This window comes from Micromonospora sp. B9E7, from assembly GCF_039871815.1.
Lineage (GTDB): Bacteria > Actinomycetota > Actinomycetes > Mycobacteriales > Micromonosporaceae > Micromonospora.
Genome location: NZ_JBDPLX010000006.1, coordinates 1 through 24829 on the forward strand (window position 1 = coordinate 1; position 24829 = coordinate 24829).

At 72.6% G+C, this 24829-nt stretch carries 24 protein-coding genes; 19 read left to right on the forward strand and 5 right to left on the reverse strand.

Annotated features, from left to right (window positions below; all coding sequences use genetic code 11):
* The first annotated feature begins 171 nt into the window (after nt 1–171).
* The 4 genes from ABGB10_RS11225 to ABGB10_RS11240 all read left to right on the forward strand — a co-directional run bounded on the left by ABGB10_RS11225 (nt 172) and on the right by ABGB10_RS11240 (nt 4980).
* On the forward strand, nt 172–1206 hold the full coding sequence (locus ABGB10_RS11225) for a cytochrome P450 (protein ID WP_347660811.1): 1035 nt from the start codon (nt 172–174) through the stop codon (nt 1204–1206).
* Nucleotides 1203–2000 carry an isocitrate lyase/phosphoenolpyruvate mutase family protein gene (locus ABGB10_RS11230; protein WP_347660812.1) on the forward strand — a complete coding sequence of 266 codons (798 nt, stop codon included), beginning with the start codon at nt 1203–1205 and terminating at the stop codon, nt 1998–2000. The genes ABGB10_RS11225 and ABGB10_RS11230 overlap by 4 nt, the downstream gene beginning before the upstream one ends.
* Nucleotides 2001–2417: 417 nt before the next feature.
* Nucleotides 2418–3386, forward strand: coding sequence for a DUF5715 family protein (locus tag ABGB10_RS11235; RefSeq protein WP_347660813.1), 969 nt, complete (start codon nt 2418–2420; stop codon nt 3384–3386).
* Nucleotides 3387–3390: 4 nt separating this feature from the next.
* Nucleotides 3391–4980 carry an asparagine synthase-related protein gene (locus ABGB10_RS11240; RefSeq protein ID WP_347660814.1) on the forward strand — a complete coding sequence of 530 codons (1590 nt, stop codon included), beginning with the start codon at nt 3391–3393 and terminating at the stop codon, nt 4978–4980.
* A gap of 61 nt (nt 4981–5041) precedes the next feature.
* Here ABGB10_RS11240 and ABGB10_RS11245 read toward each other — a convergent pair whose 3' ends face one another.
* The gene (locus tag ABGB10_RS11245) at nt 5042–6253 is read right to left on the reverse strand and encodes an SLC13 family permease (protein WP_347660815.1); all 1212 of its coding nucleotides are present in this window, start codon (nt 6251–6253) and stop codon (nt 5042–5044) included.
* A gap of 74 nt (nt 6254–6327) precedes the next feature.
* Here ABGB10_RS11245 and ABGB10_RS11250 point away from each other — a divergent pair, with 74 nt between their 5' ends.
* The 4 genes from ABGB10_RS11250 to ABGB10_RS11265 all read left to right on the forward strand — a co-directional run bounded on the left by ABGB10_RS11250 (nt 6328) and on the right by ABGB10_RS11265 (nt 11019).
* Nucleotides 6328–6474 carry a DUF305 domain-containing protein gene (locus ABGB10_RS11250; protein ID WP_347660816.1) on the forward strand — a complete coding sequence of 49 codons (147 nt, stop codon included), beginning with the start codon at nt 6328–6330 and terminating at the stop codon, nt 6472–6474.
* Nucleotides 6475–6523: 49 nt separating this feature from the next.
* The gene (locus ABGB10_RS11255; protein WP_347660817.1) at nt 6524–7735 is read left to right on the forward strand and encodes a sensor histidine kinase; all 1212 of its coding nucleotides are present in this window, start codon (nt 6524–6526) and stop codon (nt 7733–7735) included.
* Nucleotides 7732–8397, forward strand: coding sequence for a response regulator transcription factor (locus ABGB10_RS11260; RefSeq protein ID WP_347660818.1), 666 nt, complete (start codon nt 7732–7734; stop codon nt 8395–8397). Before ABGB10_RS11255 ends, ABGB10_RS11260 begins: the two co-directional genes overlap by 4 nt.
* A gap of 147 nt (nt 8398–8544) precedes the next feature.
* On the forward strand, nt 8545–11019 hold the full coding sequence (locus ABGB10_RS11265) for an FtsX-like permease family protein (RefSeq protein ID WP_347660819.1): 2475 nt from the start codon (nt 8545–8547) through the stop codon (nt 11017–11019).
* A gap of 78 nt (nt 11020–11097) precedes the next feature.
* On the opposite strand, the gene ABGB10_RS11270 is transcribed toward ABGB10_RS11265, so the two are convergent.
* Complete coding sequence (locus ABGB10_RS11270; protein WP_347660820.1) at nt 11098–12360, reverse strand: nucleotide sugar dehydrogenase; 1263 nt, start codon at nt 12358–12360, stop codon at nt 11098–11100.
* Between the two features lie 115 nt (nt 12361–12475).
* Entirely contained in the window at nt 12476–13852 is a 1377-nt protein-coding gene (locus ABGB10_RS11275) for a serine/threonine-protein kinase (RefSeq protein WP_347660821.1), read from the reverse strand.
* Between the two features lie 528 nt (nt 13853–14380).
* On the opposite strand from ABGB10_RS11275, the gene ABGB10_RS11280 reads away from it, so the two are divergent.
* The 10 genes from ABGB10_RS11280 (at nt 14381) to ABGB10_RS11325 (ending at nt 22133) form a co-directional block, all read left to right on the forward strand.
* Nucleotides 14381–15013 (forward strand): RNA polymerase sigma factor, encoded by a 633-nt coding sequence (locus ABGB10_RS11280; protein ID WP_347660822.1) that lies wholly within the window; start codon nt 14381–14383, stop codon nt 15011–15013.
* A 16-nt stretch (nt 15014–15029) separates the two neighbouring features.
* Nucleotides 15030–15782: a hypothetical protein gene (locus tag ABGB10_RS11285; RefSeq protein ID WP_347660823.1), complete on the forward strand. Its 753-nt coding sequence runs from the start codon at nt 15030–15032 to the stop codon at nt 15780–15782.
* Nucleotides 15783–15941: 159 nt separating this feature from the next.
* Nucleotides 15942–17180, forward strand: a complete 1239-nt coding sequence (gene egtA, locus ABGB10_RS11290; RefSeq protein ID WP_347660824.1) for an ergothioneine biosynthesis glutamate--cysteine ligase EgtA — start codon at nt 15942–15944, stop codon at nt 17178–17180.
* Between the two features lie 116 nt (nt 17181–17296).
* Nucleotides 17297–18616, forward strand: a complete 1320-nt coding sequence (egtB, locus tag ABGB10_RS11295; protein ID WP_347660825.1) for an ergothioneine biosynthesis protein EgtB — start codon at nt 17297–17299, stop codon at nt 18614–18616.
* 28 nt (nt 18617–18644) lie between these two features.
* Nucleotides 18645–19391, forward strand: coding sequence for an ergothioneine biosynthesis protein EgtC (gene egtC, locus ABGB10_RS11300; protein WP_347661159.1), 747 nt, complete (start codon nt 18645–18647; stop codon nt 19389–19391).
* Between the two features lie 49 nt (nt 19392–19440).
* Nucleotides 19441–20406, forward strand: a complete 966-nt coding sequence (gene egtD, locus ABGB10_RS11305) for an L-histidine N(alpha)-methyltransferase (protein WP_347660826.1) — start codon at nt 19441–19443, stop codon at nt 20404–20406.
* Between the two features lie 215 nt (nt 20407–20621).
* Nucleotides 20622–21209 (forward strand): TMEM165/GDT1 family protein, encoded by a 588-nt coding sequence (locus tag ABGB10_RS11310; RefSeq protein ID WP_347661160.1) that lies wholly within the window; start codon nt 20622–20624, stop codon nt 21207–21209.
* A 39-nt stretch (nt 21210–21248) separates the two neighbouring features.
* On the forward strand, nt 21249–21611 hold the full coding sequence (locus tag ABGB10_RS11315) for a DUF1622 domain-containing protein (protein ID WP_347660827.1): 363 nt from the start codon (nt 21249–21251) through the stop codon (nt 21609–21611).
* Nucleotides 21611–21931, forward strand: coding sequence for a hypothetical protein (locus tag ABGB10_RS11320; protein ID WP_347660828.1), 321 nt, complete (start codon nt 21611–21613; stop codon nt 21929–21931). Before ABGB10_RS11315 ends, ABGB10_RS11320 begins: the two co-directional genes overlap by 1 nt.
* Before the next feature lie 4 nt (nt 21932–21935).
* Entirely contained in the window at nt 21936–22133 is a 198-nt protein-coding gene (locus ABGB10_RS11325) for a hypothetical protein (protein ID WP_347660829.1), read from the forward strand.
* Nucleotides 22134–22175: 42 nt separating this feature from the next.
* On the opposite strand, the gene ABGB10_RS11330 is transcribed toward ABGB10_RS11325, so the two are convergent.
* Nucleotides 22176–22397: a hypothetical protein gene (locus tag ABGB10_RS11330; RefSeq protein WP_347660830.1), complete on the reverse strand. Its 222-nt coding sequence runs from the start codon at nt 22395–22397 to the stop codon at nt 22176–22178.
* Between the two features lie 266 nt (nt 22398–22663).
* Between ABGB10_RS11330 and ABGB10_RS11335 the strand changes: the two genes are divergently transcribed.
* Nucleotides 22664–24127 (forward strand): polysaccharide biosynthesis tyrosine autokinase, encoded by a 1464-nt coding sequence (locus ABGB10_RS11335; protein WP_347660831.1) that lies wholly within the window; start codon nt 22664–22666, stop codon nt 24125–24127.
* Here ABGB10_RS11335 and ABGB10_RS11340 read toward each other — a convergent pair.
* Nucleotides 24108–24662, reverse strand: a complete 555-nt coding sequence (locus tag ABGB10_RS11340; RefSeq protein WP_347660832.1) for a low molecular weight phosphatase family protein — start codon at nt 24660–24662, stop codon at nt 24108–24110. The two genes, ABGB10_RS11335 and ABGB10_RS11340, sit on opposite strands and share 20 nt — an antisense overlap.
* Between the last annotated feature and the right edge of the window lie 167 nt (nt 24663–24829).

The window sequence follows — 24829 nt, forward strand, 5'->3', positions numbered from 1 at the left end:
GGTGCCTGATTCGGCGCTTTACGCGCGCTTTGTCACCCACCACAACTTCATGATCGACGGGGCGAGCTGACTCTGCTCCGCGATCTCGCAGTCTCCCTCCCGATGTAAGGGTGGGGTGGGGTGGGGCATTGTTCGGCGTGGGGCGAAGGGTTTGGGTTTTACGGTCGGGCGGTGACCGACACCTGGCCCGTCATCGCGCCCGCCCCAGGGGCACCGACGTGTGCGCCGCCCTCGTTCGAACCGGAGCGCGGTTGGACGGTGACCCGGCACGCCGACGTGCGAGCGGCGCTGATCCACCCGGCCTTCCAGGTGCCGGCCGTCGACGCGGGACCGCCCGGCACCCTCGCCTGGCTGCGCGGCACGGTCAGCCGGTTCAGTCCGCCGCGACACCACGCCCAGCGGCGAGCGATCGTGGTGACGGCGCTGACCCCGCTGGACCCGGCCGACCTGCGACACGACGCGGCGCGGCTGACCGTGGCCGTGCTCGACCGCGCCGGTGACCGCGTCGACGTGATGCGGGAACTGGCCCGGCCGGTGCCGCTGCGGGCGTTGGCCGATCGCCTCGGGTTCGCTGATCCGGCAGCCGCCGGGACGGCGGTCGTCGTCGTCGCCGCGGCGTACCACCCGGGGGTGGACCCGGTCCTGACGGCGCGGGCCGACCGGGCGGTGTCGACGCTGCTGGCACTCGCACCGGAGGGCCCGCCGGAGGTACGGGCGAACCTGGTTGGTCTGCTCGTCCAGGCGTGCGACGCGACCGCCGGCCTGATCGGCGCCGCCGCCCACCACCTGCTGCCCCCGGCCGTCCGGCGAACGCCGGTCTCGGCGGAGACCGCCGACCTGCTGGCCGAGGTGCTGCGCCTCGACCCGCCGGTCCGGGCCACCCGACGGGTCACCGTCGACGAGGTACGGCTGGGCGGGCGCGATCTGCCGGCCGGCAGCCCGGTGCTGCTGCGCTTCGACGCGGCCAACCGTGACCCGCAGGCGTTCTCCGAGCCCGCGACGTTCCAGCCAGGTCGGCCCGGTGCTGGCCTGTTGACCTTCGGGACGGGCGAGCGCGGCTGCCCCGGCGACCGGCACGCCCTGGCGCTGGCCACCGGGGTCCTCGACGTGCTGCGCGAACGCTGCCGCCGCACCCCGACCCCGCTGCACCACGAACCGCACCCGACCCTGCGCGTTCCGACCAACCTGGAGGTGAGCGTTCGATGATCGAGCGCCGTGCCGCGTTCCACGCTCTGCACCACACCGGCCGCCCCCTGCTGCTGCCCAACGCCTGGGACCACGCCTCGGCGGCGGCGCTCGCCGCGCGCGGCCATCCGGCGATCGGCACCACCAGCCTCGGGGTGGCCGCGACCGCCGGCCTTCCCGACGGCGCGGCGGCCACCGCCGGGGAGACCCTGGCGCTGGCCCGCCGGCTGGCCCGACTACCTGTGCTGCTCAGCGTCGACGTGGAGGCCGGGTTCAGCGACGACCCGACGGAGGTCGCCGGGTACGTGGCGGAGTTGGCCGGTCTCGGCGTGGTCGGGATCAACCTGGAGGACGGGCGCCCGGACGGCACCCTCGCCGAGGCCGAGAGCGTCACCGACAAGATCGCGGCGGTGAAGGCTGCGGTGCCGGACCTGTTCGTCAACGCGCGCACCGACACGTGGTGGCTCGGGATGACCGACCCGCTGCCGCAGGCCCTCGCCCGGGCCCGCGCCTACCGGGCAGCCGGCGCGGACGGAATCTTCGTGCCCGGCCTCCTCGACGAGGCGACGCTGCGCGTGTTCACCGAGCGACTCGACGCGCCGGTGAACGCGCTGTACCAACCGGGCGGACCGGGACTGACCGAACTGGGCAGGGCCGGGGTGGCCCGGGTCAGTACCGGCTCCCTGCTGTTCCGGGCCGCGCTGGGCGCCGCGGTCACCGCCGCCGACGCGATCCGCGCCGGCGTACTCACCGCGCCGGCGGAACTGCCGACGTACGCCGAGGTGCAGGACCTGGTGCCGACGGGCGGCGACTGACGGTCGCGGCCGGGCGCTCGGCGGGGGTGGCGGGCTGAGCTTGGCTCATGCTCTGCGGCCCGTCGGTGGGACCGTGCTCGGGCTCGCGCGAGACGGCCCGGCGGGTGGTGGGCGGTGTGTTGGTCGGTGCCTTTGGAGCTGAATCGTTTGTGACATCACGGGGCCGCTTGCTCCGGGCTCCGGGCTCGCGCTCGGGCGGGGTCTCCCCAGGGCGGGCCGCCCCGGGAAAGGGAGCCGGCGGCGTTGATTCGTTGGCGACATCAGCTCCAAAGCGCCAACCCAAGGATCACCCCGAGTGCTCGTCCTCGCTCCGTTCGGGGGGAGATAGGAGGATTGTTCGGTCGGGTTCCGGTCCCGATGATTACGGTGTGTTTCAGGGCGAACACCCAGTGTCGTGACCGGAGAGAGGGACCCGTCATGCGAGTGCCCAGTCGTAGCCCGGGACAGCAGCCCGGTTCGCCTCCGCCGCAGACCGCTCCGGCTCGCCGCCGGCCCTCCGGCACGGCCCCCCGCCGCCTCTCTGCCGCCGAGCCCGACCTGACCGCCTACCGGGCCGCCGTGGCCGAACTGCTGGTCGAGGTGGGCGCCCTGGCCGACGCGCCGAGCACCCGGGCCCGACAGGTGCTCATCGACGAGCGGCTGCGGGAGCCGGCGCTCGCCACGGTTCTCGACGCCACCCCGCAGGGCCTGATCGGCGCTCGCGAGACGCTGCTGCTGGAAATGGCCCGCTACCAGCCGAACGAGCGCACCTCGGCGCGTGACCTGACCGCACTGGTACGGATCTACCTGCTCTCGCGCATCGACGTGCTGTGGTGGCAGGACGCTCCGACGTTCGTCACCGACGACCAGGTCAACGGCAGCGCCGAGCTGGTCGACCTGGAGTGGCTGCGCCGCCGGGACCTGCTGCGCTTCCGCTACCAGGAGCAGCCCGCCACCATGATCGGCCGGGCCGCGCGCGGGCTGCGCCGTCGGCTCCGGCCGGACCTCACCCCGCGTACGGCGGGGCTGCTGTTCCGCCGGGCCCGGCGAGAGGTGGTGGCGCTCCTCAACGACATCGGGCGGGAGTTCGCCGCCGCCGCGCCGCCGGCCACCCCACCGCTGTGGGTCACCAGTCTCGTCCGCAGTTCCGAACACCAGTACCGGCTGCGCCGCCTCGGCTACGCCGCGATGCTGCCCAGTGGGCACTGCCTCGGCTACTCCGTCGACGTCGAGCTGGCCTGGTTCGAGCGTTTCGGGGCGCGGGACACCCTGGCGGAGCTGCTGCTCGACCGCCAGAAGGCCGGAGAGTTGAACGTGATCGACGAGGGGCAGGCGTGGCACCTGTGTCTCGCGCCCACCGCCCGGCGTCGCCTACGCCGGGCCTACGAGGCCGAGATGGGGGTCTGACCCGGTGTGCGGCATCGCGTTGAGCATCGGCCCCGACGCCGACCCGGCGACGTTCCGGCGGATGCTCGCCGTCCTGGCCCCCCGCGGTGAGGTCACCGAGACCCGGTCCGAGAACGGTCTGCTCGCCGGCACCCGCCGGCTACGAATCGTCGACCGGGACCGGGCGGTGCAGCCGTGGACCTCGGCCGACGAACGCTGGCTGCTCTGCTTCAACGGCGAGATCTTCAACTACCGGGAGCTGCGGGCGCAGTTGACCCGCCTCGGCCAGGCCTTCCGCACCGACGGCGACACCGAGGTGCTGCTCGCCGCGTTCCAACAGTGGGGCGAGGCGGCGGTGACCCGGCTCCGCGGCGAGTACGCCTTCGCGATCGTCGAGCGGGCCACCGGCCGGGCCTACCTGGCCCGCGACCCGGTCGGGGTCAAGCCGCTGTACTGGTCCCGCCGTCCCGGCTGCCTGTACCTCGCCTCCGAGGTCAAGGCGCTCGTCGGGCACGGCGCCCCGATTGCCGAGGTGCCGCCCGGGCACCACGGCTGGGCGGAGGCGGACGGACACGTGCGACTGAAGCCGCACGTCGACCTGCTCACCATCGGCGCGGGCCTGCCGGTCATCGACGACCCGGACGAGGCCGCCCTGCTCGTCCGTGCGGCATTGAGCGACGCGATCCGGATGCGGGTGGAGACCGACCTGACCGTCGGGGTGGTGCTCTCCGGTGGCCTGGACAGCTCGTTGACCCTGCGGCAGGTGCGCGACATCCACCCGGACTGCGTCGCGGTGACGGTCGGCGTGGCGGACAGCCCCGACGTGGCGTACGCCCGGCGGCTCGCCGCCGACCTCGACGTGCCGCACGTGGTGGTCGAGCTGCGCCCGCGCGACATCCGGCTCGCCGACGTCCGCGAGGCGATCCGGATGTCCGAGCTGACCGAGTACGGCGACATCATCAACGCGGTCGTCTCGGTGCCGATCTTCCGGCGGCTTCGCGACCTGGGCATCAAGGTGGTGCTGACCGGTGACGGCTCCGACGAGCTGTTCGGCGGGTACCCGATGTACCACCAGGTCGGCCCGGCCGCGGCGCGAAGGCTGTTCCTGCACCGGATCCGCAACCTGTGCCGTACCGAGTTGCAACGGGTCGACCGGACCGCCATGGCGCACGGGGTGGAGGCCCGGGTGCCGTTCCTCGACCTCAGCGTGGTGGAGCTGGCGATGCGGCTGCCGATGGACCTGAAACTGCGCCACGGACAGGAGAAGTGGATCGTCCGGCGGGCGTTCGCGGACGTGCTGCCCGACTACATCCTGCGCCGCCCGAAGCACCCGATGTCGTACTCGTCGGGGCTGCACGAGCGGGTCCGGCTGTACAAGCCGCTCTTCGCCCGGCTGCACCGTTCGTTCGGCTACGACCTGCAGGAGCCGGTCCGCCGAGACTTCGACACTGTCCTCAGTCGCTGCGGCAACGACCTCGACCGGGCCATCGCCGACGGGCTGAGCCGGCCCGACTACACCGTCCTGGAGCACGCCCGTGACCTGGTCGGTGCGGCCAAGTGGAACGCCGCGCCGATGGTCCGTCGACTGGTGGGCCCGCGCCCGGCCCGCCACTGAAGAACCGCCGCCCGTGCGGGCCGACAGGTGACGCCACCCGGCGGTCTCGGGCGGCCGGCGTTCAGCGCACCAGCAGCAGCGCGCCGACCGCGGCGAGCGTGCCGGTGACCGCGAGCAGCGTGCTGGTCAGCACGAACCGGGTCACCGGCACCGCCACCGCGGCCGCCCGGCATCGCTCGAACCAGAGCAGGGTGGCCAGCGACGCCCAGGGTGCGGCCAGCGGGCCGACGTTGGTGCCGATCAGCAGGGCCAGCAGGCGGGTGTCGTCACCGCTGAGCAGCACCGATTCGCCGGCCAGGTAGGCCGGCAGGTTGTTCACCGCGTTGGCGAGCAGCGCTCCGGTGCCACCGGCGCGCAGGGCGCCCAGCGCGCCACCGTCCGCGCCGAGCAGGGTGCCGACCAGATCGTCCAGACCGTGCCGGCCGAGGGTCTGCACCACCAGGAACAGGCCGGTGACGAAGAACAGCAGGCGCACCGGGACCAGCCCCGGGCGCAGCGTGGCGGGGGAGCGGACGAGGAACCCGACCAGCACCAGCGCGAGCGCGACGGTGGAGGCGATCTCGATCTCCACTCCGGCGAGGATGCCGGCGACGAAGAGCAGGCAACCGGCCAGCGCCGTGCGGTGCAGCACCGGATCGGCGGGCACGTGACGGGCCGGCGGGACGAAGCGCCCACCGGCGGGCCGGTCCCGCCGCCACCACCCGAACCAGAGCAGGGCCATGGTGACCGCCACGGCGGCGAGCTGCGGCAACGCCATCCGGGCCGCGTACGCCAGGGGTGCCAGCCCGACCCGGTCGGCCGCCAGCAGGTTCGTCAGGTTCGACACCGGCAACAGCAGGCTCGCGGTGTTCGCCAACCAGACCGTGGTGACGGCGAGCGGGGCGGCGGGGATCCGCAGGTTCCGGGCCAGCGCGAGCAGCACCGGGGTGAGCAGCACCGCGGTGGTGTCGAGGTTGAGCACGAGGGTGGTGAGCGTGGCGAGACCGCCGCAGAGCAGGAACAACGCCGCCCAACTGCCCCGGGAGGCCCTGGCCAGTCGACTGGCCAGCACGTCGAAGACACCGGCCACGGCGGTCAGCTCGGCCAGCACGATCACGGTGCCGAGGAACAGCAGCAGCGGCAGGACCCGGTGCAGGGTCTGGGTGGTCTCCACGCGGGGGAGCAGCCCGCTCAGCGCGCAGGCCGCGCCGACCACGGCGAGGACGGCCGCCACCAGGTCCAGCGGGTGGGGCCTCCAGCGTGTCGTCGGCTCGGGCGGGGCTGCGAGGGTCACGTCTGGTCACGTTGGCACAGCCCCTGGTCAGCTGCCCGGCAACCCCACGCGCTGGTGACCAGCCCCACCGTTTGATGACCGAGCATCACGAGGGCGCCATCGAGATGGCCACCAACCTGCTCACGGTCGGCTCCGACCTGACGCTCAACGAGTTAGCCAACGCCGTCGCCACCGAGCAGACCGTCGAGATCGACCGCATGCGCGAGATCCTCGGCTCCTGAGCCCGGTTGCGGGGCGCGACGGCCGAGAGCGTCCCGGCACGTACCCTGGGTGACCGTGAGACGCACCCTGTTCGGTCGCCCACTTCGCGGCGTCGCCTTCGACGTGGCCGTCGCCGCCCTGGTGGTGCTCGTCTCCGTGGCCTCGGCGGTGAACCAGCCGGGCGGATGGGCGGTGACCCTGGTCGGCGTGGGGATGGCGGTGGCGCTGCTGTTCCGCCGTACCCACCCGAGCGCGGTGACCGTGGTGGTCGCGGCGCTCGCCCTGGTCCAGGTGGTCGCCGAGTGGGGCCCTCTGGTCTACGACGTCGCCGTCCTGATCGCGCTCTACAGCGTGGTGAAGTACGGCGAGCGGCTCCGTGACGGCGTCGTGGCCGGCGCGGTCGCCGCCGTGGGCGTGCTGCTGGCCGCCGCACAGACCCCCAACGTCATCCAGTGGTGGGTCACCGCGCTGTGGTACGCCCTGGTCACCGGCGCGGTGTGGTTGGTCGCGCTGAACGTGCGGACCCGCCGGCTCTACGTGCTCAGCCTGGAGGAACGGGCCACCACCCTGGAACGCGAACGGGAGGCCGAGTCCCGGGCTGCGGTCGCCGAGGAACGCACCCGGATCGCGCGGGAGCTGCACGACGTGGTCGCCCACAGCATGGCGGTGATGATCGTCCAGGCGGACGGCGCCCGGTTCATGCTCGACCGTGACCCCGCCCAGGCGCGTACCGCCGTGAAGGTGGTCGCGGACACCGGCCGGCAGGCCCTGGAGGAGATGCGTCGGCTGGTCGGCGTCCTGCGCGACGCCGGACCGGGCGGCGCGGACGGGCTCGTCGTGGCCGCCGACCCGGAGCACCGCCGCCTGGCCCTGGCCGAGCTGCCCGACCTGCTGGCCCGGTTCGGCGACGCCGGGCTGCGAATCCGCAGCACCGTCACCGGGGCACCGCCGGCGCTCCCTCCCGGGTTGGAGCTGACCGTCTACCGGGTGGTGCAGGAGGCGCTGACCAACGCGCTCAAGCACGCCGGCGTCGGCGCCACCGTCGAGGTCGGGCTGATCTACGGCGACGAGGCCGTCGTGGTCCGGGTCCTCGACAACGGTCAGGGCCGCCCACCGGTCAGCCCGGCGCCGTCGGGCGGTCACGGTCTGCTCGGCATGCGGGAGCGGGTGACGGTGTACGACGGCAGCCTCACCGCCGGCCCTCGGCCGGTCGGGGGCTGGCAGGTCGAGGTCCGGCTACCGCTACCGTCTGAGCCGGCAACGGAGGTGATCGCGGCATGACGATCCGGGTGGTGATCGTGGACGACCAGGCGCTGGTTCGCGCCGGGTTCCGGATGGTGCTGGACTCCCAGCCCGACCTGGAGGTGGTCGGGGAGGCGATCGACGGCGCCGACGCCCTGCGGGTGCTCGCCCGCACCGAGGCCGACGTCGTCGTGATGGACATCCGGATGCCGACCATGGACGGGGTGGAGGCGACCCGGCGGCTCTGCGCCGATCGGCCGGCGGGCCCGCCCCGGGTGCTGGTCCTGACCACCTTCGACACCGAGGCCGACGCGTTCGCGGCCCTGCAGGCCGGCGCCAGTGGGTTCCTGCTCAAGAACGTCCCACCGGAGGACCTGCTGGCAGCGATCCGGGTGGTGGCCCAGGGCGACTCCGTGGTCGCCCCGTCGATCACCCGGCGGCTGCTGGACCGTTTCGCCGGGCAGCTCGGCACCGCACCGACCGCCGACCCTCGGCTCGCGCAGCTCACCGAACGGGAGCGGGAGGTGCTGCTGCTGGTCGCCCAGGGGCTGTCCAACGCGGAGATCGCCAACCGGGTGCACGTGGCCGAGGCGACGGTGAAGACACACGTCGGGCGGATCCTGGCGAAGCTCCAGCTCCGCGACCGGGTGCAGGCGGTGGTCCTGGCGTACGAGAGCGGGTTGGTCACACCCGGCGGATGACGCCGCGTACGACCTGGGTCGTAGCGACCGGCGGACGCGCCGCGACCCGGGGCGCAGACAGGTCGAGCGCGCAGGTGGAGATGGACGGACGGGCGTCGGCCATAGCGTCGGAAGGGTCCGATCCGCCACCTGCACCGGGAGCCCCGCTTGATCCGCCTGACCCTGCGCTCGCTGCGTGCCGAGGCGCTGCGCATGCTGCTCTCCGCGTTGGCCGTCGTCCTCGGTGTCGCGTTCGTCGCCGGCACCATGATCTTCGTCGACGGGATGCGCGCCGGCACGTACGAGCGGGCCGGCACGTTCGACCGCCACACCGACCTGGGTGTCTACTCGGCCGGCCGGGAGGTGTTGCCCCCGACCCTGGTTGAGGAGGTGCGTGCGGTCGACGGGGTGGCCGCCGCGGCGGGTGAGCTGACCAACACGGCCGGGGTCGTCGGCGTCGACGGTCGACCGGTGCTCGGCTTCACCATGCTCGCCGCCATCCCCACCGAGGACGCCCTGCGCTCGTACGACGTGGTCGCGGGGCGGTTGCCCGACCGCGCCGGAGAGGTGGTGCTGGACGCGCCGACGGTCGCCGCTGAGGGCTTGACGCTCGGCGCCGCGGTGCGCGTCGGAGGCTCCGGCGGGCCGGCCCGCCCGTACAACCTGGTCGGCACCGTCGACGTGGCGGGCACCGCCCGCGATGTCGGCGGCCCGTTCGTCGGCATGGTCGGACCGGACGCGCTGGCACTCACCGGCGAACGTGGTTACGGCCGGATCCTGGTGGCGGCCCGACCGGGTGCCTCCGTCTCGGCGCTGACCGACCGGCTGCGTGCCGTGGTCGGCGTCGAGGCCACCGTGAAGAGCCGTCAGCAGATCCTGGACGAGGCCGTCGAGGACGCGGTCCGCAACGTGGAGCAGTTCCGGATGCTGCTGTTGATCTTCGTCGGTGTCGCCGTGGTGGTGGCCGGTTTCGTCATCGCCAACACGTTCGCGATCGTGTTGGCGCAGCGCACCCGGCGGACCGCCCTGCTGCGTTTGATCGGCGCCACGCGAGGTCAGGTCTTCCGGGCTGCCGTGCTGGAGTCGGCGGTGCTGGGGCTGGTCGCCTCCGCGTGCGGGGTGCTGCTCGGGGTGGCCCTCGCCGGCGGGATGCGGATGTTGATGTCCCGACTGGACGTGCCGGTCGCCGGTGGCCTGACCGTGACCGGCTCGACCGTCCTCACCGGCCTGCTCCTGGGCACCGGGCTGACCGTGTGCGCCGCGCTGCTTCCGGCCTGGCGGGGGACCCGGGTCGCCCCGGTGGCCGCGCTCACCGACGCCGCGGTGCAGCCCGCTCGCGCGGCTGGCCGGGTTCGGCTGACCTTCGGCGCGGTGGTGCTGGCCGTCGGTGTCGCGGCGCTGACCGGTGCCGCCAGCGCCGGTCAAGTGCTGCTGGTGGCCCTCGGCGGGGTGCTGGCCTTCTTCGGGATCGTGCTGTTCGGGCCGGTGCTCGTCCCGGCCCTGGCGCGGGTGTTCGGTTGGCCGGCACGTCGCGTGCTCGGGGCGACCGGTGAGCTGGCGGTGGCCAATACGATCCGCAACCCGCGGCGGGTCGCCGCGACCGCCACCGCCCTGGTGATCGGGATCGGCCTGGTGTCGGCGTTCATGGTCGGCGCCAAGAGCACCAAGGACGGCATCGAACGCAGCGTGGACGCCCAGATCGGAACCGACTTCGTGGTCAGCGGTATCGGTCAGGACCTGCCGGCCGCGCTCGCCGGTGAGCTTGCCGCCCGGCCCGAGCTGGGGGTGGTGCACGAGCAGCGCAGCACTGTCGTCGCCGACGTGGAGATCCGCGCGGCCCACCCGGCGTTGGTCGGCCGGACGCTGGGCACCGTGCTCGCCGGCGACGCCGGTCGGGTCGGGCCGGGCCAGGTGCTGGTGCACCGGGAGTTGGCGCGGGCACGCGGCTGGCAGGTCGGCTCACCGGTGACCGTCCAGGGCCGGCAGTTCCGGGTGGCCGCCGTGGTCACCGACGACACGTCCGGCGACGGCGCGCCCACCGGGCATGTCATCGACATGGCCGACGTGGACTTCGCCACGCTCTTCCCCGCTCAGCGCGGTGTCCTGGCCGAGATCGACCCCGCCGCCGGGGTGAGCGCCGAGCGGGCCCGGGAGGTGATCGAGACGGTGCTGGGTCGCTACCCGACGGTGAACCTGATGGACCAGGGCGCGTACAAGAAGATGCTGACCGGCACCGTCGACATGCTGCTCGTCTTCGTCACCGCGCTGCTCGGCCTGGCGGTGGTGATCGCCCTGGTCGGCGTGGCGAACACGCTGAGCCTGTCGGTGGTCGAGCGGACCAGGGAGAACGCCGTGCTGCGGGCGGTCGGGCTCACCCGAGGACGCATGCGGGCCGTGCTCGCCGTCGAGGCGGTCCTGATGGCGCTTGTCGGCGCGGTGCTCGGGGTCGGACTGGGCACCGGCGTCAGCGCCTCCGCGATGGCCCTGCTGGCCCGCCTCGGCGGGGACTTCCACGTGGTGCTGCCGCTCGGTCAGCTCGGTCTGACCCTCGCCGTCGCGGTGGTGGCCGCTCTGCTCGCGTCGGTGCTGCCGGCCCGTCGGGCGTTGTCCCGTCCGGTCGTCGAGGCGCTCGCCGACCAGTGACCGAAACCGCCCCGGACGGACATCCGCCGGCCGGCCCCGCCAACCATCCGGCGGCGGGACCGGCCAGCGGTGCCGGGTCTACAGGCGCTCGACCAGCGGGCCGACGCACCGGTTGCGGGTGTCGAAGACGTAGCGGGCGTGCCGGACCACGAGGTCGTAGTCGAAGCTGTCGTGGTCGGTGACCACCACCACCCCGTCGGCGGCGCTCACCTCCCGCTCGGAGAGCCCGACCACGGTGACTCCGGCCGGGATCTGGTGCGACTCGGCGTACGGCTCCACCGCGTGGACCTCGGCGCCGAGCGCCTGCAACCGGCGGGCCACGTCGACCGCCGGGGAGTCCCGCATGTCGCCGGTGTTCTTCTTGTACGCCAGTCCGAGCAGCAACAGCCGGGCACCGCTGACGGACCGGCCCTTCCGGTTCAGTCCCGCCATGACCCGCTGCGCGACGTGCTCGGGCATCTCGTGGTTGATGTCGTTGGCCAGCTCGATGAACCGGAACTGCCGGCCGAGGCGGCGCTTGACCTGCCACGACAGGTAACACGGGTCGATCGGCAGGCAGTGCCCGCCGACTCCGGGGCCGGGCCGGAACGGCAGGAAGCCGAACGGCTTGGTCTCGGCCGCGTCGATCGCCTGCCAGACGTCGATGTCGAGGTGGTGCGAGAGCATCGTCAGCTCGTTGATCAACGCGATGTTGACCTGGCGGAACGTGTTCTCGATCAGCTTGGTCAACTCGGCGACTCGGGTGGAGTCCACCGGGACGGTGCGTTGCACGAGCCGCTTGTAGAACTCGTCCACCCGGGCCAGCGACGCCGAGTCCACCCCGGAGACCACCTTCGGGGTGTTCTCCAGCTTCCAGGTCGGGTTGCCCGGGTCGATCCGTTCCGGGCTGTAGCCGAGGTGGAAGTCGCCGGGACTGCTCAGTCCGCTGGCGGACTCCAACAGCGGGCGCAGCAGCTCCTCGGTCGTGCCGGGGTACGTGGTCGACTCCAGGACCACCGTGCAACCCGGTCGGACGTACGGGCCGATGCCGATACCGGCCTGCTCGACGAAGCTCAGATCGGGGGTGCCGTCGCGCAGCGGAGTCGGCACGGTGATGACGCAGATGTCGAAGCCCTCGGCGTCGGAGTACTCCGTGCTGGGGTTGTACCGCCCGCTGCTCAACGCCCGGCCCAGCCGGTCGGTCGGGATGTCCTCGATGAACGACTCGCCGGAGGCGAGACGCTTCACCCGGTCGGCGTCGACGTCGAGGCCGACCACGTCCAGCCCCGCCTCGACGGCGCGCAGGGCCAGCGGCAGCCCGACGTACCCCTGACCGATCACGACCAGCTTTTCAGCGCTCACCCAGGCTCCTGCGGCAGTTGGTGGAAATGGCCTGCAGAGAGCCTAGAGGCGTCTTCAGTGACGTAAGTCCGTTTTGGGGATTTCGGTGCTGGTGGGACCGCGCCGACGGATCGGCTTACCCGCCGCCCGCGCCGTCCGGATTGGTCGGCGTGCTCTCCGTCGCCGTGGGCGTGGCCGACGTCGGCGGGGTGCTCGGCTCGCCGGTCGGGGCGCCCGTCGGCGGGGTGGTCCCGGTCGGCGTCCCGGTCGGTGCCGGCGAACTGGGCGTCTGGCTGGGCTGCGTGCTCGGCGTCACGGAGATCGAGGCGGACGGGGAGTTGCCGGGGACATGCGGCCGATCGGGTCGGCCCGGGTCACCGGTGACGACCTGCTCGTTCGCCGCCGGCAGCTCCTGCGGCCCGCTCGGCGCCACCGTCGGCGAGGTGGTGGGCAGGTTGACCGCCGGATCCTCGCCGGCATTGCGCGCCGCGCCCAGTGCGGCACCGAGCCCGACCAGCGCGACCAGCATGGCCGCCGCCGCGCCGACCAGCGGACCCCGCCGCCGTTGACGCCCGGCCTGCCCCGCGCTCGCCACCGCCGCGCCGGCCGGCACGTCGGTGCGGGTGCCCGGGCCGGCGTCGCGCAGCGGGACCGGCGCGGCCATCGCCGTCGGAGGCTCGCCGCCGGTGACCGCGGTCCGGGCGGCCTCGGCCATCGCCGCGCCGCTGCTGAACCTGTCCTGCGGGTCCTTCGCCAGGGCCCGGGACACCAGGGCGCGGACCGCCTCCGGGATGTCGTGTGGCAGCTCGGGCGGTTCGTCGTCCAGGTGGCGCACGGCGACCTGGAGCGGGTTGTCGCCGGTGAACGGCGGGCTGCCGGTCAGGCAGCAGTAGGTGACCGCGCCCAGCGCGTAGATGTCGGTGGCACCACTCACCGGTCGGCCGGCCGCCTGCTCGGGGGCCATGTAGAGGGCGGTGCCGGGCACCGCGTTGGTGCTGGTGATGCTGGTGATGTCGGTGGAACGGGCCACACCGAAGTCCACCAGGACGACGGTGCCGTCCTCCTGCACCAGCAGGTTGCTGGGCTTGACGTCCCGGTGCACGATGCCGCCACGGTGCGCCGCGTTCAGCGCGGCGGCAGCCTGGGCCACGATCGACATCGTCTCGGCCACGTCGAGCCGGCCGGCCGTCTCGATCCGCTTGGACAGCGGCTCGCCGGCGACGAACTCCATCACGAGGTAGTCCGCTCGACCGCCGTCGTCGGGCAGGTCGTCGGCGCCGCAGTCGAAGACCTGCACGATGCCCGGGTGCCGCAGCGCCGCCATGATCCGGGCCTCGGCCCGGAACCTGGCGATGAAGCCAGGGTCGGAGACCAGCGCCGGCAGCAGGACCTTGACCGCGACCTGCCGGCCGAGGATCAGATCGGAGGCACGCCAGACGTCGCCCATACCGCCGGTGGCGACACGTTCGTCCAAGCGGTACCGACCGCTGAGCACGACCTCCGATGACAACACCGCATTACCGTACCCAGAGCGGCGCTGTACGGCGTACCGCGGCCGGTCGCCCGCGCGGGTGACACTCGACCGGTCACCGCCCTGACCTGTGTGGACACCACGTTCCTGTGACGCGGCGACGACGTGGTGTGACGAAAGCTGACATCTTTCGGCGTACGGACGCTCGACGGTTCTCCGGGCACCGCCACCGAGCACGGACTGCTGCCTCAGGTCACGGACTGTTACGCCGACACGCCGTCCGGCAGGGTTGATAATTGTCACTCTTCCGTGACGCGGTGCCGGCTTGCCGCCTCGTCGGTCCCCTCCTAGCGTTAGCCCGGCTCGGGTCCCCGGCGACCTCGGCGCGCGCCGCCGACCACCCTCGCGGTGGCCCGGACATCCGGCCCGGACCATCTGGGTCGGGGCGCGATCAGATCGGCGGGGGGCGGTACGGGTGCGGCAGCTGGTCCGGTGGGCGTCTCGTACCCGGTGGTCCGCCCCGGTGTGGCGGATCGCGCCGGCACGCCCCGGACAGGCCGCGGGTCGCGGATGACCGGCGACCTGTCGGAGGCGGTCAGCGCAGCACAGGGTGGGGACGAGGACGCCTTCCGCTTCCTCTACCGCAGCCTCCAGCCGGGACTCCTGCGGTACCTGACCGCCCTCGTCGGCGCGGACGCCGAGGACGTCGCCTCGGAGTCCTGGCTACAGATCTCCCGCGATCTGCCCACCTTCACCGGTGGCGAGTTTCGCGCCTGGGTCGTCACCATCGCCCGTAACCGGGCGATGGACCACCTGCGCCGACTGCGTCGACGCCCCGCTCTTCCCGTCCCGGTGCAGGCGCTCGTCCATCTCGCCAGCGACGCGGACACCGCCGAGGGAGCCAGCGAGACGATCGGCACCGAGACGGCCCTGGCGCTGATCGCCACCCTGCCGCCCCGTGAGGCCGAAGCGGTGCTGTTGCGGGCCGTGGTCGGGCTCGACGCGGGATCCGCCGGCCGGGTGCTGGGCCGTCGCGCCGGTGCCGTCCGGACCGCCGCACACCGAGGCCTGCGACGGCTCGCGGCCCTGCTGGAGCGCGAGGAGTCGGTCGGACTGGCAGCCGGGGTCGACGGGGTGCCGCCGCCCCGTACGGGCAACAGCCCGGCCCTGCGGGCGTCACACGCTGAGCCGGCGGACGGCTGACGTGAGGGGACTTCCGATGAACCCGTTCCGGCGGGCCGACCACGCCGACACCGAACGGCTGCTCGACTCCGCCCACCGCGAGGAAGACACTGTGCCGGGTCAGGCCCGTGCCTCCGCGTACACCGAAGCGGGGCCCGACCGGGCCGAGCCGGTGGCCCGGTTGCTCGCGGCGGCCGCCGGCCCGGTCCGGCCCGGAGAGCTGGCTGGCGAGGAGGCCGCGCTGGCCGCGTTCCGGGCAGCCCGCGCCGAGCCGTCGCCGTCGGTGCCACGCCGGGCGCGCCGTCGACGCCTGACCACCGGCGCGGCGGCCTGGATCGGCGCGGTCGCGGTCACCGCCACGGCGGGCGCCGCCTTCGCCGCGGTCCGACAGGACTGGATATCGGCACCTGTCGCACCGGAGTCTTCGCGCCCGTCGTCGACGCCGGACCAGGGTTCGCCCCGGTCCGGCGAGCCCACCCGGTCGTCGTCCCCGGAAACGCCGCCGCGCGGCACCCCGTCGCCTCGCCCACCGTCAGCCGCCGGAGCGCCACCGACCTACAGCCCGCCCGCCAGCTCGTTGCACGGCCTGTGCCGTTCCTGGCTGGCCAAGCAGCCCGACCAGCGGGAGAAGGCGCTGCGGACGCCGGCCTTCGAGCGGCTGGTGACCGCCTCTGGCGGTGTCGACCAGGTCGAGGAGTACTGCCGCCGGCTGGGGCCCGAGGCGAAGTCCACCGCACCGGCGCGGACCACCGAGCCGCACCCCCCGTCGGGCCGCCCCACCCCGCAGTGAGCGGTCGGCGACCGGGTGGTTAGTTCCGTCCGCCATGGGAAATTCGTCTGTCGGACAGAGGTTGGTGGCGCCGTGCACGCCCTCCGAGGGTGTCGGTGGGTGGGTCTACCGTGGCACGGTGTCCGCTGAGCTGGCACCTGGAGAGAGGGGGCCCGACCGTTGGTGACGTCGCCCGAGCTGGAACGCAGCGCCATCCTGCGTGAGTCCGCAGCCGCAGGCCGGCATCTTGCCCGGATCTGCTTCAAGACCGGCCCACCGACCCACACCGGCGTCGAACTGGAATGGACCGTGCATGACGTGGCCGATCCCGTCCGTCCCGTCGACAAGGGGCGGCTGAGGGCGGCGCTGGGGCGGCACAGCCCCGTCACGTTGGATCCCACCAGCCCGGCCGAGCCGCTGCGAGACGGCGGCGTGGTGACCCTGGAGCCGGGTGGCCAGTTGGAGATCTCCGCTCCGCCCCGAACCTCGACCGCCGCGTTGATCCAGGCCACCGAGGCTGACATTGCCCAGGTCACCGGCCTGCTCGCTGCCGCCGGGCTGATCCTCGGCCGCAGCGGCATCGACCCACACCGACGGCCGCGCCCGGTGGTGGAAACTCCCCGTTACCGCGCGATGCGCGCCGCCTTCGACAGGCGTGGTCCGGCCGGCCGCGTGATGATGTACAGCACCGCCGGCCTGCAGGTCTGTCTCGACGCCGGCGAGCCGGAGCAGGTCGCCGACCGGTGGGCCGCAGCCCACGCCGTCGGTCCGCCGCTGCTCGCGGCGTTCGCCTCCGCGACCCGACACTCCGGGCGTCGCACCGGTTGGGCCTCCGCCCGGATGGCCGCCTGGCTGGCCATCGACCCGGCCCGCACCCAACCCGTCTGGACGCCCGGCCCCGCCCCCGAGGACCCGAGGGCCACCTGGATCCGGTACGTGCTCGCCGCGCCGCTGCTCTGCCGGCGTCGGCACGGCTCGGACTGGACCGTGCCGCCCGGTGTGACCTTCGCCGACTGGCTCGACGGTGCGTTGCCGCAACCGCCCACCACCGACGACCTCGACTATCACGTCAGCACGCTCTTTCCGCCGGTGCGGCCGCGCGGCTACCTGGAGCTGCGCTACCTGGACGCCCAGCCCGACCGGGACTGGCGGCTGCCGCTGGCGGTGCTGAGCGCCCTCTTCCACGATCCGGGCACGGTGCGGGGGGCGTTCTCGATCGCCGCCCCGGTGGCGCACCGCTGGTCGGCTGCGGCCCGCAGCGGCCTGGCCGACCCCGCGTTGGCCGCGGCCGCGGCGGCCCTGCTCGACCTGGCCCTGACCGTCCTGCCTCGATTGGACCTGCCGGCCGACACCCACGACGAGATCGAGCGGGGGGTACGACGGCGGCTGGCCGCCGCCACCAAGAAAGGAAACCGGTGAGTGCGAGGAGTGAGCCGGGGTTGCGGGCCCCGCAGTCACGAACGGCTGGTGGTGTGGTGAGTGCGAGGAGTGAGCCGGGGTTGCGAGCCCCGCAGTCACGAACGGCTGGAGGTTCGGTGAGTGTGAGCAGTGAGCAGTTGCGTGACCGGATCGCGGGGGAGCTGGCCCGGGCGCGTTCCCGTACCTCGTTGTTGACCGAGGTGGTCGACGACGGTGAGTTGATGCGCCAGCATTCACCTCTGATGTCGCCGCTGGTCTGGGACCTTGCCCACGTGGGCAACCAGGAGGAGCTGTGGCTGGTCCGGGACGTCGGTGGGCGTGAGCCGGTGCGGTGTGACATCGACGAGTTGTACGACGCGTTCAAGCAGCCGCGCCGGGACCGCCCGGCGCTGCCTCTGCTGCCGCCCGCCGAGGCGCGCGCCTACCTGGGCACGGTGCGGGACAAGGTGCACGACCTGCTCGACACGGTGGCCTTCGGCGAGCGGCCGCTGGTCGCCGACGGGTTCGCCTTCGGCATGATCGTGCAGCACGAGCAGCAGCACGACGAGACGATGCTCGCCACCCATCAACTGCGCGCGGGGCCGGCGGTGCTGAGCGCCCCGTCGCCGCCCGAGCCGTCGGTCCGGGTCGGCGGGGAGGTGCTGGTGCCGGCGGGGGAGTTCACGATGGGCACCGACACCGACCCGTGGGCGCTGGACAACGAACGTCCCGCGCATCGTGTCGACCTCCCGGCGTACGTCATCGACGCGGCCCCGGTCACCAACGGCCAGTACGCGGCCTTCATCGCCGACGGCGGCTACGACGATCAGCGGTGGTGGAGCCCGGCGGGTTGGGCGCATCGGCTTCGGGAGGGTCTGGCGGCGCCGATGCACTGGCGTCGTGACGGCGACGACTGGTCGTACCGGCGTTTCGGCCGGTGGGATCGGGTGCGCGGGGACGAGCCGGTGGTGCACGTGTGCTTCTACGAGGCGCAGGCGTACGCGGCGTGGGCCGGTAAGCGGCTGCCGACCGAGGCGGAATGGGAGAAGGCGGCGCGGTGGGATCCGTCGACCGGGCGGTCGCGCCGTTATCCCTGGGGCGACGAGGACCCGACCGAGGCGCACGCCAACCTGGATCAGCGGCATCTGTGGCCGGCTCCGGTGGGCGCGTACCCGGGAGGTGTGTCGCCGTTGGGTGTGCACCAGCTCATCGGTGACGTCTGGGAGTGGACGTCGAGCGCGTTCGGCGGGCATCCGGGCTTCACCGCGTTTCCCTACCGCGAATACTCGGAGGTCTTCTTCGGCGACGACTACCGGGTGTTGCGTGGTGGCTCGTTCGGCACCGACCGTTCCGCCTGCCGGGGCACCTTCCGCAACTGGGACTATCCGATCCGCAGGCAGATCTTCAGCGGTTTCCGATGTGCCCGCGACGCTCGACCGGAGGAGTCGTACCGGTGATCGGCGGGCCGGCGGGCAGGGCGCGCTGATGTGTCGTCACCTGGTCTACCTGGGGCCGCCGGTCACCCTGGCCGAGGTGCTGTTCGACCCGCCGCACTCGTTGGTGCGGCAGTCCTGGGCACCCCGGGACATGCGTGGGGGCGGCACCATCAACGCCGACGGGTTCGGCGTCGGCTGGTACCCGGGCGAGGGTGAGCCGGTGCGTTATCGACGGGCGCAGCCGATCTGGAGCGACCCGACCATCGCCCAGCTCGCGGCGGTGACCCGCACCGGCGCGGTGCTCGCGGCGGTGCGGTCGGCGACGGTCGGGATGGCGGTGCTCGACGGCGCCGCCGCGCCGTTCGCCGAGGGCCGGTGGCTGTTCAGCCACAACGGTGTGGTCCGTGGCTGGCCCGACGCCGTGGTGCCGCTCGCCGCCGGTCTGCCGGTTCGTGACCTGCTCACCCTGGACGCCGCCACCGACTCGGCGTTGCTGTGGGCGCTGGTGCGGCATCGGCTGCGCGCCGGGGACGACCCGGCGGACGCGGTCGGGCGGACGGTGGTCGACGTCGCCGGGGCCGCCCCGGGGTCGCGGCTGAACCTGCTGCTCACCGACGGGCGTCGGGCGGTGGCGAGCGTGGCCGGGCACGCGTTGTCGGTACGCGCGGCGCCCGGTTCGGTGCTGCTCGCCTCGGAGCCACACGACGACGATCCCGGGTGGCGGGCGGCACCGGAGGGGCACCTGGTCCTCGCCACCGCTGACGAGGTGCGGGTACGTCCACTTCCGACCCGGTGAGCGGCACCGGGCGGGCACCCAACTGTTGATCGAGTAGAGAGGCGAGTTGATGACGGCGGAACCGCTGGAGGTCTACCTCGAAGAGCGCGACCTGGAGCGTGGTCTGCGCGACGACGTTCGGGCCGGGCTGAGCGCCGGGCGGAAGTGGCTGCCGCCGAAGTGGTTCTACGACGCCCGGGGCAGCGAGTTGTTCGAGGAGATCACCCGACTTCCCGAGTACTACCCCACCCGGGCGGAGCGGGCGGTGCTGGCCGAGCGGGCTCCGGACATCGCGGCGTTGACCGGGGCCAAGACGTTGATCGAGTTGGGTTCCGGGTCGTCGGAGAAGACCCGTCTGTTGTTGGACGCGTTCACCCGCCGGGGTGGGCTGGGAACGTTCGTCCCGCTCGACGTGTCGGTCAGCGCCCTGCAAGGGTCCACCGCCCAGATCGCCGCCGACTATCCGAGCCTGCGGGTACGGGGCATCGTGGGGGACTTCACCCGGCAACTGGACCGGCTGCCCACCGGCGGCCGACGGTTGGTGGTGTTCCTCGGCGGCACCATCGGCAATTTGCTGCCCGCCGAGCGGGCCGAGTTCCTGACGGCGATGCGGGCGGCGCTGGAGGTTGGCGACTGGCTGCTGCTCGGCACGGACCTGGTGAAGGACCCGTCGGTGATCGTGCCCGCCTACGACGACGCGGCCGGGGTCACCGCCGAGTTCAACCGCAACGTGCTCCAGGTGATCAACCGCGAGTTGGGGGCCGACTTCGACCCGGGGGCGTTCGACCATGTCGCCCTCTGGGATCCGGAGCACGAGTGGATCGAGATGCGGTTGCGGGCGACCCGGCCGATGCGGGTGCGGGTGTTGGGCATGACCGTCGACTTCGCGGCGGGTGAGGATCTGCGTACCGAGGTCTCGGCGAAGTTCCACCCGGAGGGGATCGCCGCGGAGCTGGCCGCGGCCGGCTTCGCCACCGCGGAGTTCTGGACGGACCCGGGAAGGCTCTTCGGGGTCACGTTGGCGCGGGCCGGGTGAGCCTGTTCACCCGCCTCGAACCGGGCCGCCGGTGATCGGATAGGCTGAGCGCGCGAAGGGGAGTAGCCCCCAATGTCGTGGTCGACATACTGGTGCGTTCCGCATCCGGCCACGCGGCCCCGGTCTCCGGGGCGGGCGAGACCTTCGACTCAGGCTGTTGCAGCCGGGTCGAGGGCGCCCCTGTACCTCCTCCCGGCATGAGCGGGAAGGACGTCATGGAGGGATTTTTCGCCGCGCTGGTCGTCAGCTTCGGCGTCATCTTCGTCGCGGAACTGGGAGACAAGTCCCAGTTGATGGCGTTGACCTTCGCCACGCGGTTCAAGCCGATCCCGGTGCTGATCGGTATCACGGTCGCCACGGCGGTGGTGCACCTGGCGTCGGTCGCCATCGGCGCGGGCCTCGGGGCGGTGTTGCCGACCGAGTGGATCTCCCTGGTGGCCGGTGTGGCGTTCCTCGGCTTCGGTGCGTGGACCCTGCGCGGGGACAAGCTCACCGAGGAGGAGAAGCGCAAGGCGGAGAAGACGAACAAGACCGCGCTGGTGGCGGTGTCGGTGGCGTTCTTCCTGGCCGAGCTGGGTGACAAGACGATGCTCGCCACGATCACGCTCGCCACCAAGTACGGCTGGTTCGGCACCTGGCTCGGCTCCACCCTCGGCATGGTGGCGGCGGACGCGTTGGCCATTCTGGTCGGCCGGATGCTCGGTCGTCGGCTGCCGGAGAAGACCATCAAGTACGGTGCCGCGATCCTGTTCGCCATCTCCGGTCTGTGGCTGATCCTGGAGGCGGTGAACGAGCTGACCTGAGTGCCGACTAGCTGCCCCGAGGGCGGGTAACGGCCCGGGGTGGAGCCGGCCGAGCTGTTACGACACGGCGACCAGGTGTTGGTGGCCGTGGTGGAGGTGGCCGGCGCGCTGGTGATCTTCGTTGGCGCGGTCTGGGCGGCGGTGCGGTTCGTGGTCGAAGGGCTGCGACACCGCACCGCCGCCCTTTTCACGCCGATCCGGCTCTCGCTGGGCCGGTTCCTGACTCTCGGGTTGGAATTCCAGTTGGCGGCGGACGTGCTGCGGACCGCGGTGTCCCCGTCGTTCGAGCAGATCGGCCAACTGGCCGCGATCGCGACGATCCGGACGGCGTTGAACTACTTCCTGGGTCGGGAGATTCGTCAGGAACAGCGTCAGGTGGCCGAGGGGGAGCGTCCCCGGTGATGGGCACCTTGGTCACGGTGGTCACCGCGCTGGCCCTGCTGGTCGGTGTGGTCACCGTGGTCAGCACCGGGGCGTTGCGAACCGGCGTCCGACTGTTGTTGGACCTGCTGACGGCGGCCGGTCTGCTGCGGCTGGCCGGCGATCCGGGTTGGAACGGTCTGGCTGGCGCGGTGGCGATCATCGCCCTGCGTCAACTGCTCGGAGCGGCTCTGAGCGCTCCGGCACCGTGGTCCGGGCGACAATCCCCGGCCCCCTGCGCCGACGACGATTGCCACCTACCGTTGGCGCTAGGACGCGAAACGGGAAAAACGGGAGGATGACCAGATGAGCCGGCACGACGAACCGAACGAGTACGGCTACTCCGGCGCTGCCACCGCTCCCGAGCCGCCGCCCGGCGGGAAGCCCGACGAGCAGGATCGTGTCGAGGAGGTGGCGGTGCCGGGCGACGACCTCACCGCTCCGGCGGCCGAGGCGGTGGTCGAGGAGACCGAGGACCTGCCGCCCGCTGACCGTCGACACTGACCGGATCGCCGTACGGCAGGGGTGCTGGGCCGTGCGGCCCGTTCAACGCCCGGTGGTGAATCGGTAGACGTCGGGCGCGCCGTCGGCGTCGACCTGCTTCCGCTCCGCCCCCGGCGGTCCGCCGCGATGTGTGCTGACCACCGCGAGTCCGGCGAGCGCGAAGGCGACGTCGGTGGGGGTCGGAGAGGCCCGGCCGCGTAGTCCCTGCCCGTCCGCGCCCAGGACGACCGTCACGTAGGTCAGCGCCGAGATCTTCCCGGTCACCAATCGCTGTCCGGCGTCGCCTTCGGTGGCGACCGCTGGGCCGATCGGACGTCACCTGGCCGGCTTTCGACTTTTTCCTCGTTGTCGCCGCTGCCGAATGGACCGTTGTCGGGTTGGTCATCCGGATGCATGTCGCACTACAGAAAATGCATAACTCCGGACATAAGCCGCATGAGCCGCTTTAATGGTTTCACGAGTTTAGAGACGACCTTGGGGGTTTTCGTGAAGTTCTTTGGCGTAACCGGACCGGCACGGAGGCGCTCCTGATGGATCTGCTCCGCCATTTGCGTCACGTGCGTAGGCACTGGTGGGTCGCACTGGTCACGGTCATGGTCGCCCTCGGCGTATCGGCTTTCCTGACCGTGCGTGCCCAACCCCGGTACGTCGCCTCGGTGACGTTCTTCGTCACCACCCCCAACACCGGCGTCAGCGAGGCCTACCAGGGTGGGCTCTTCCTCCAACAGCGAGTCAAGTCGTACGCGGACCTGCTCACCAGCGACCGACTGGCACAGAGCGTGGTGGCCGAGACCCCGGTCGGTCTCACCGCCGACGAGGTGCAGCGGCGGGTGAAGACCTCCACCGAGACCGGCACCGTCATGCTCCAGGCGTCGGTCACCGACACCGACCAGACCCGCGCGTTGCGGGTGACGGAAACCCTGGCCGCGAAGTTCGTCGAACTCGTACAGAAGGTCGAGACGACGCCCGAGGGTAAGGCGCCGGTCAAGATCGAGGTGGTCAGTGGCCCACGGGTGAGCGCCAACCCCGTCTCGCCGCAGCCCGTCCGGAACCTCACCCTCGGTGGCGTTATCGGTCTGATCCTCGGTATCGGCCTGGCGATCCTGCGCGGAGTCGCCGACGTGCGGCTGCGCGACGCCGCCGGTCTGCAACGGGCCACCGGCAGCCCCCTGCTCGGCGAGATTCCGTTCGAGGGCAACGCCCGCAGCGCACCGCTGATCGTGGGCGACGCCGCGACCTCCGCCCGGGCCGAGGCGGTGCGCAAGTTGCGTACCAACCTGCGTTTCGTGGACGTCCACGAGCCGGCTCGGGTCATCGCCGTGACCAGCGCCCTGCAGGGTGAGGGAAAGACCACGCTCTCCTGCAACCTGGCCATCGCGCTGGCCGAGGCGGGTTGGCGGGTGCTGCTGGTCGACGCGGACCTGCGCCGCCCGAAGGTCGACGACTACCTGGGCCTGGACGCGGGTGTCGGCCTCACCGACGTGCTGGTCGGCGACGTGCAGGTCGGCGACGTCGTGCAGCGCTGGGGGGACAAGTCCCTGCTGGTGCTGCCCAGTGGTTCCGCCCCGCCGAACCCGAGCGAGTTGCTCGGCTCCAAGGCGATGTCGGACCTGCTGCTCGCGCTGCGGGAGTCGGCGGACATCGTGATCATCGACACCGCACCGCTGCTCGCGGTGACCGACGGCGTGGTCGTGGCCGTGCAGGCGGACGGTGCGCTGCTGGTGACCCAGCAGGGCCGTACCTCGCGAACCCAGGTCGCCGCTGCGGCCCGCTCACTGCACTCGGTCTCGGTTCGACTGCTCGGGTGCGTGTTGAACATGGCGAAGGTGGCCAAGGCCGAGGCGTACCAGTACGAGGCCTACCGGGTGGTCACCTCGGCGCCCACGGCGTCGGTGCCGGCCGAACGGACCGCGTCCGGTCGGCACGTCGCGACCACCGGCGGGGTCAACGGCGTCACTGATCACACCCAGGAACTCACCCGGCTGCCCCGATGAGCGCGGCGAGGGGTCGCAGCGACCGTTCGATCTCCTCGGCGCAGCGTCGGAAGTCGGCGGCGGTGCCGCCGATCGGGTCGTGGAGGTCGTCCGCGTCCGGGGCGGCGGGTTGTAGCCGTCCCCGGGCCAGGGCGGCGGCGGCGATCGCCGCCTGCAACGAGTCGTCGGCCGACCCGGCCGGCGGTTCGGCCGCCGCGGCCAGCCGGCCGAACTGGCGCACCGTGAACGTCCGGTGCAGCGCCGCCGGTGCCAGCGCGGTGCAGACCGAGCGCTGGCGTCGGGTCGCGGTCAGCACGAGCGTCGCGTCGGTCAGGTACTCGGGCCGCAACGCCCGGGTGCGGAACGCCTTCGGGTCCGTGTCGCTGTCGGTCACGATCTCCATCGCGTACGGGTGCATTCCCAGCCCGTCGATCGCGTCGGTGCCGGCACTGGCCACCGTGACGGGCCGGCCGGCCAGCAGTCGGCGGGCCAGGAACTCGGCCATCGGCGACCGGCACAGGTTGGCGTGGCAGACGAACAACACGCGATCAGCCATCGGAGCCCCTCTCATCGGTGCGCACACGGGTGTCCACACCGTGAGGGCGGTGCGTCGACGCCGGTGGTCGCGCGGAGAGGGGTTGTCGGCATCGTACGCGCGCGCGACGTCCGCCGGTCGTGGTGCCGCGCCGGGCGACGCCAATCCGTGCCGGACGGGGGCGTGCC

Excerpts from the sequence above, each read along its gene's own strand:
- ABGB10_RS11230 (WP_347660812.1), top strand. The coding sequence starts at position 1,203 with ATGATCGAGCGCCGTGCCGCGTTCCACGCTCTGCACCACACCGGCCGC.
- ABGB10_RS11235 (WP_347660813.1), top strand. The coding sequence starts at position 2,418 with ATGCGAGTGCCCAGTCGTAGCCCGGGACAGCAGCCCGGTTCGCCTCCG.
- ABGB10_RS11250 (WP_347660816.1), top strand. The coding sequence starts at position 6,328 with ATGACCGAGCATCACGAGGGCGCCATCGAGATGGCCACCAACCTGCTC.
- ABGB10_RS11260 (WP_347660818.1), top strand. The coding sequence starts at position 7,732 with ATGACGATCCGGGTGGTGATCGTGGACGACCAGGCGCTGGTTCGCGCC.
- ABGB10_RS11280 (WP_347660822.1), top strand. The coding sequence starts at position 14,381 with ATGACCGGCGACCTGTCGGAGGCGGTCAGCGCAGCACAGGGTGGGGAC.
- ABGB10_RS11285 (WP_347660823.1), top strand. The coding sequence starts at position 15,030 with ATGAACCCGTTCCGGCGGGCCGACCACGCCGACACCGAACGGCTGCTC.
- egtC (WP_347661159.1), top strand. The coding sequence starts at position 18,645 with ATGTGTCGTCACCTGGTCTACCTGGGGCCGCCGGTCACCCTGGCCGAG.
- egtD (WP_347660826.1), top strand. The coding sequence starts at position 19,441 with ATGACGGCGGAACCGCTGGAGGTCTACCTCGAAGAGCGCGACCTGGAG.
- ABGB10_RS11310 (WP_347661160.1), top strand. The coding sequence starts at position 20,622 with ATGGAGGGATTTTTCGCCGCGCTGGTCGTCAGCTTCGGCGTCATCTTC.
- ABGB10_RS11320 (WP_347660828.1), top strand. The coding sequence starts at position 21,611 with ATGGGCACCTTGGTCACGGTGGTCACCGCGCTGGCCCTGCTGGTCGGT.
- ABGB10_RS11325 (WP_347660829.1), top strand. The coding sequence starts at position 21,936 with ATGAGCCGGCACGACGAACCGAACGAGTACGGCTACTCCGGCGCTGCC.
- ABGB10_RS11335 (WP_347660831.1), top strand. The coding sequence starts at position 22,664 with ATGGATCTGCTCCGCCATTTGCGTCACGTGCGTAGGCACTGGTGGGTC.
- ABGB10_RS11340 (WP_347660832.1), bottom strand. The coding sequence starts at position 24,662 with ATGGCTGATCGCGTGTTGTTCGTCTGCCACGCCAACCTGTGCCGGTCG.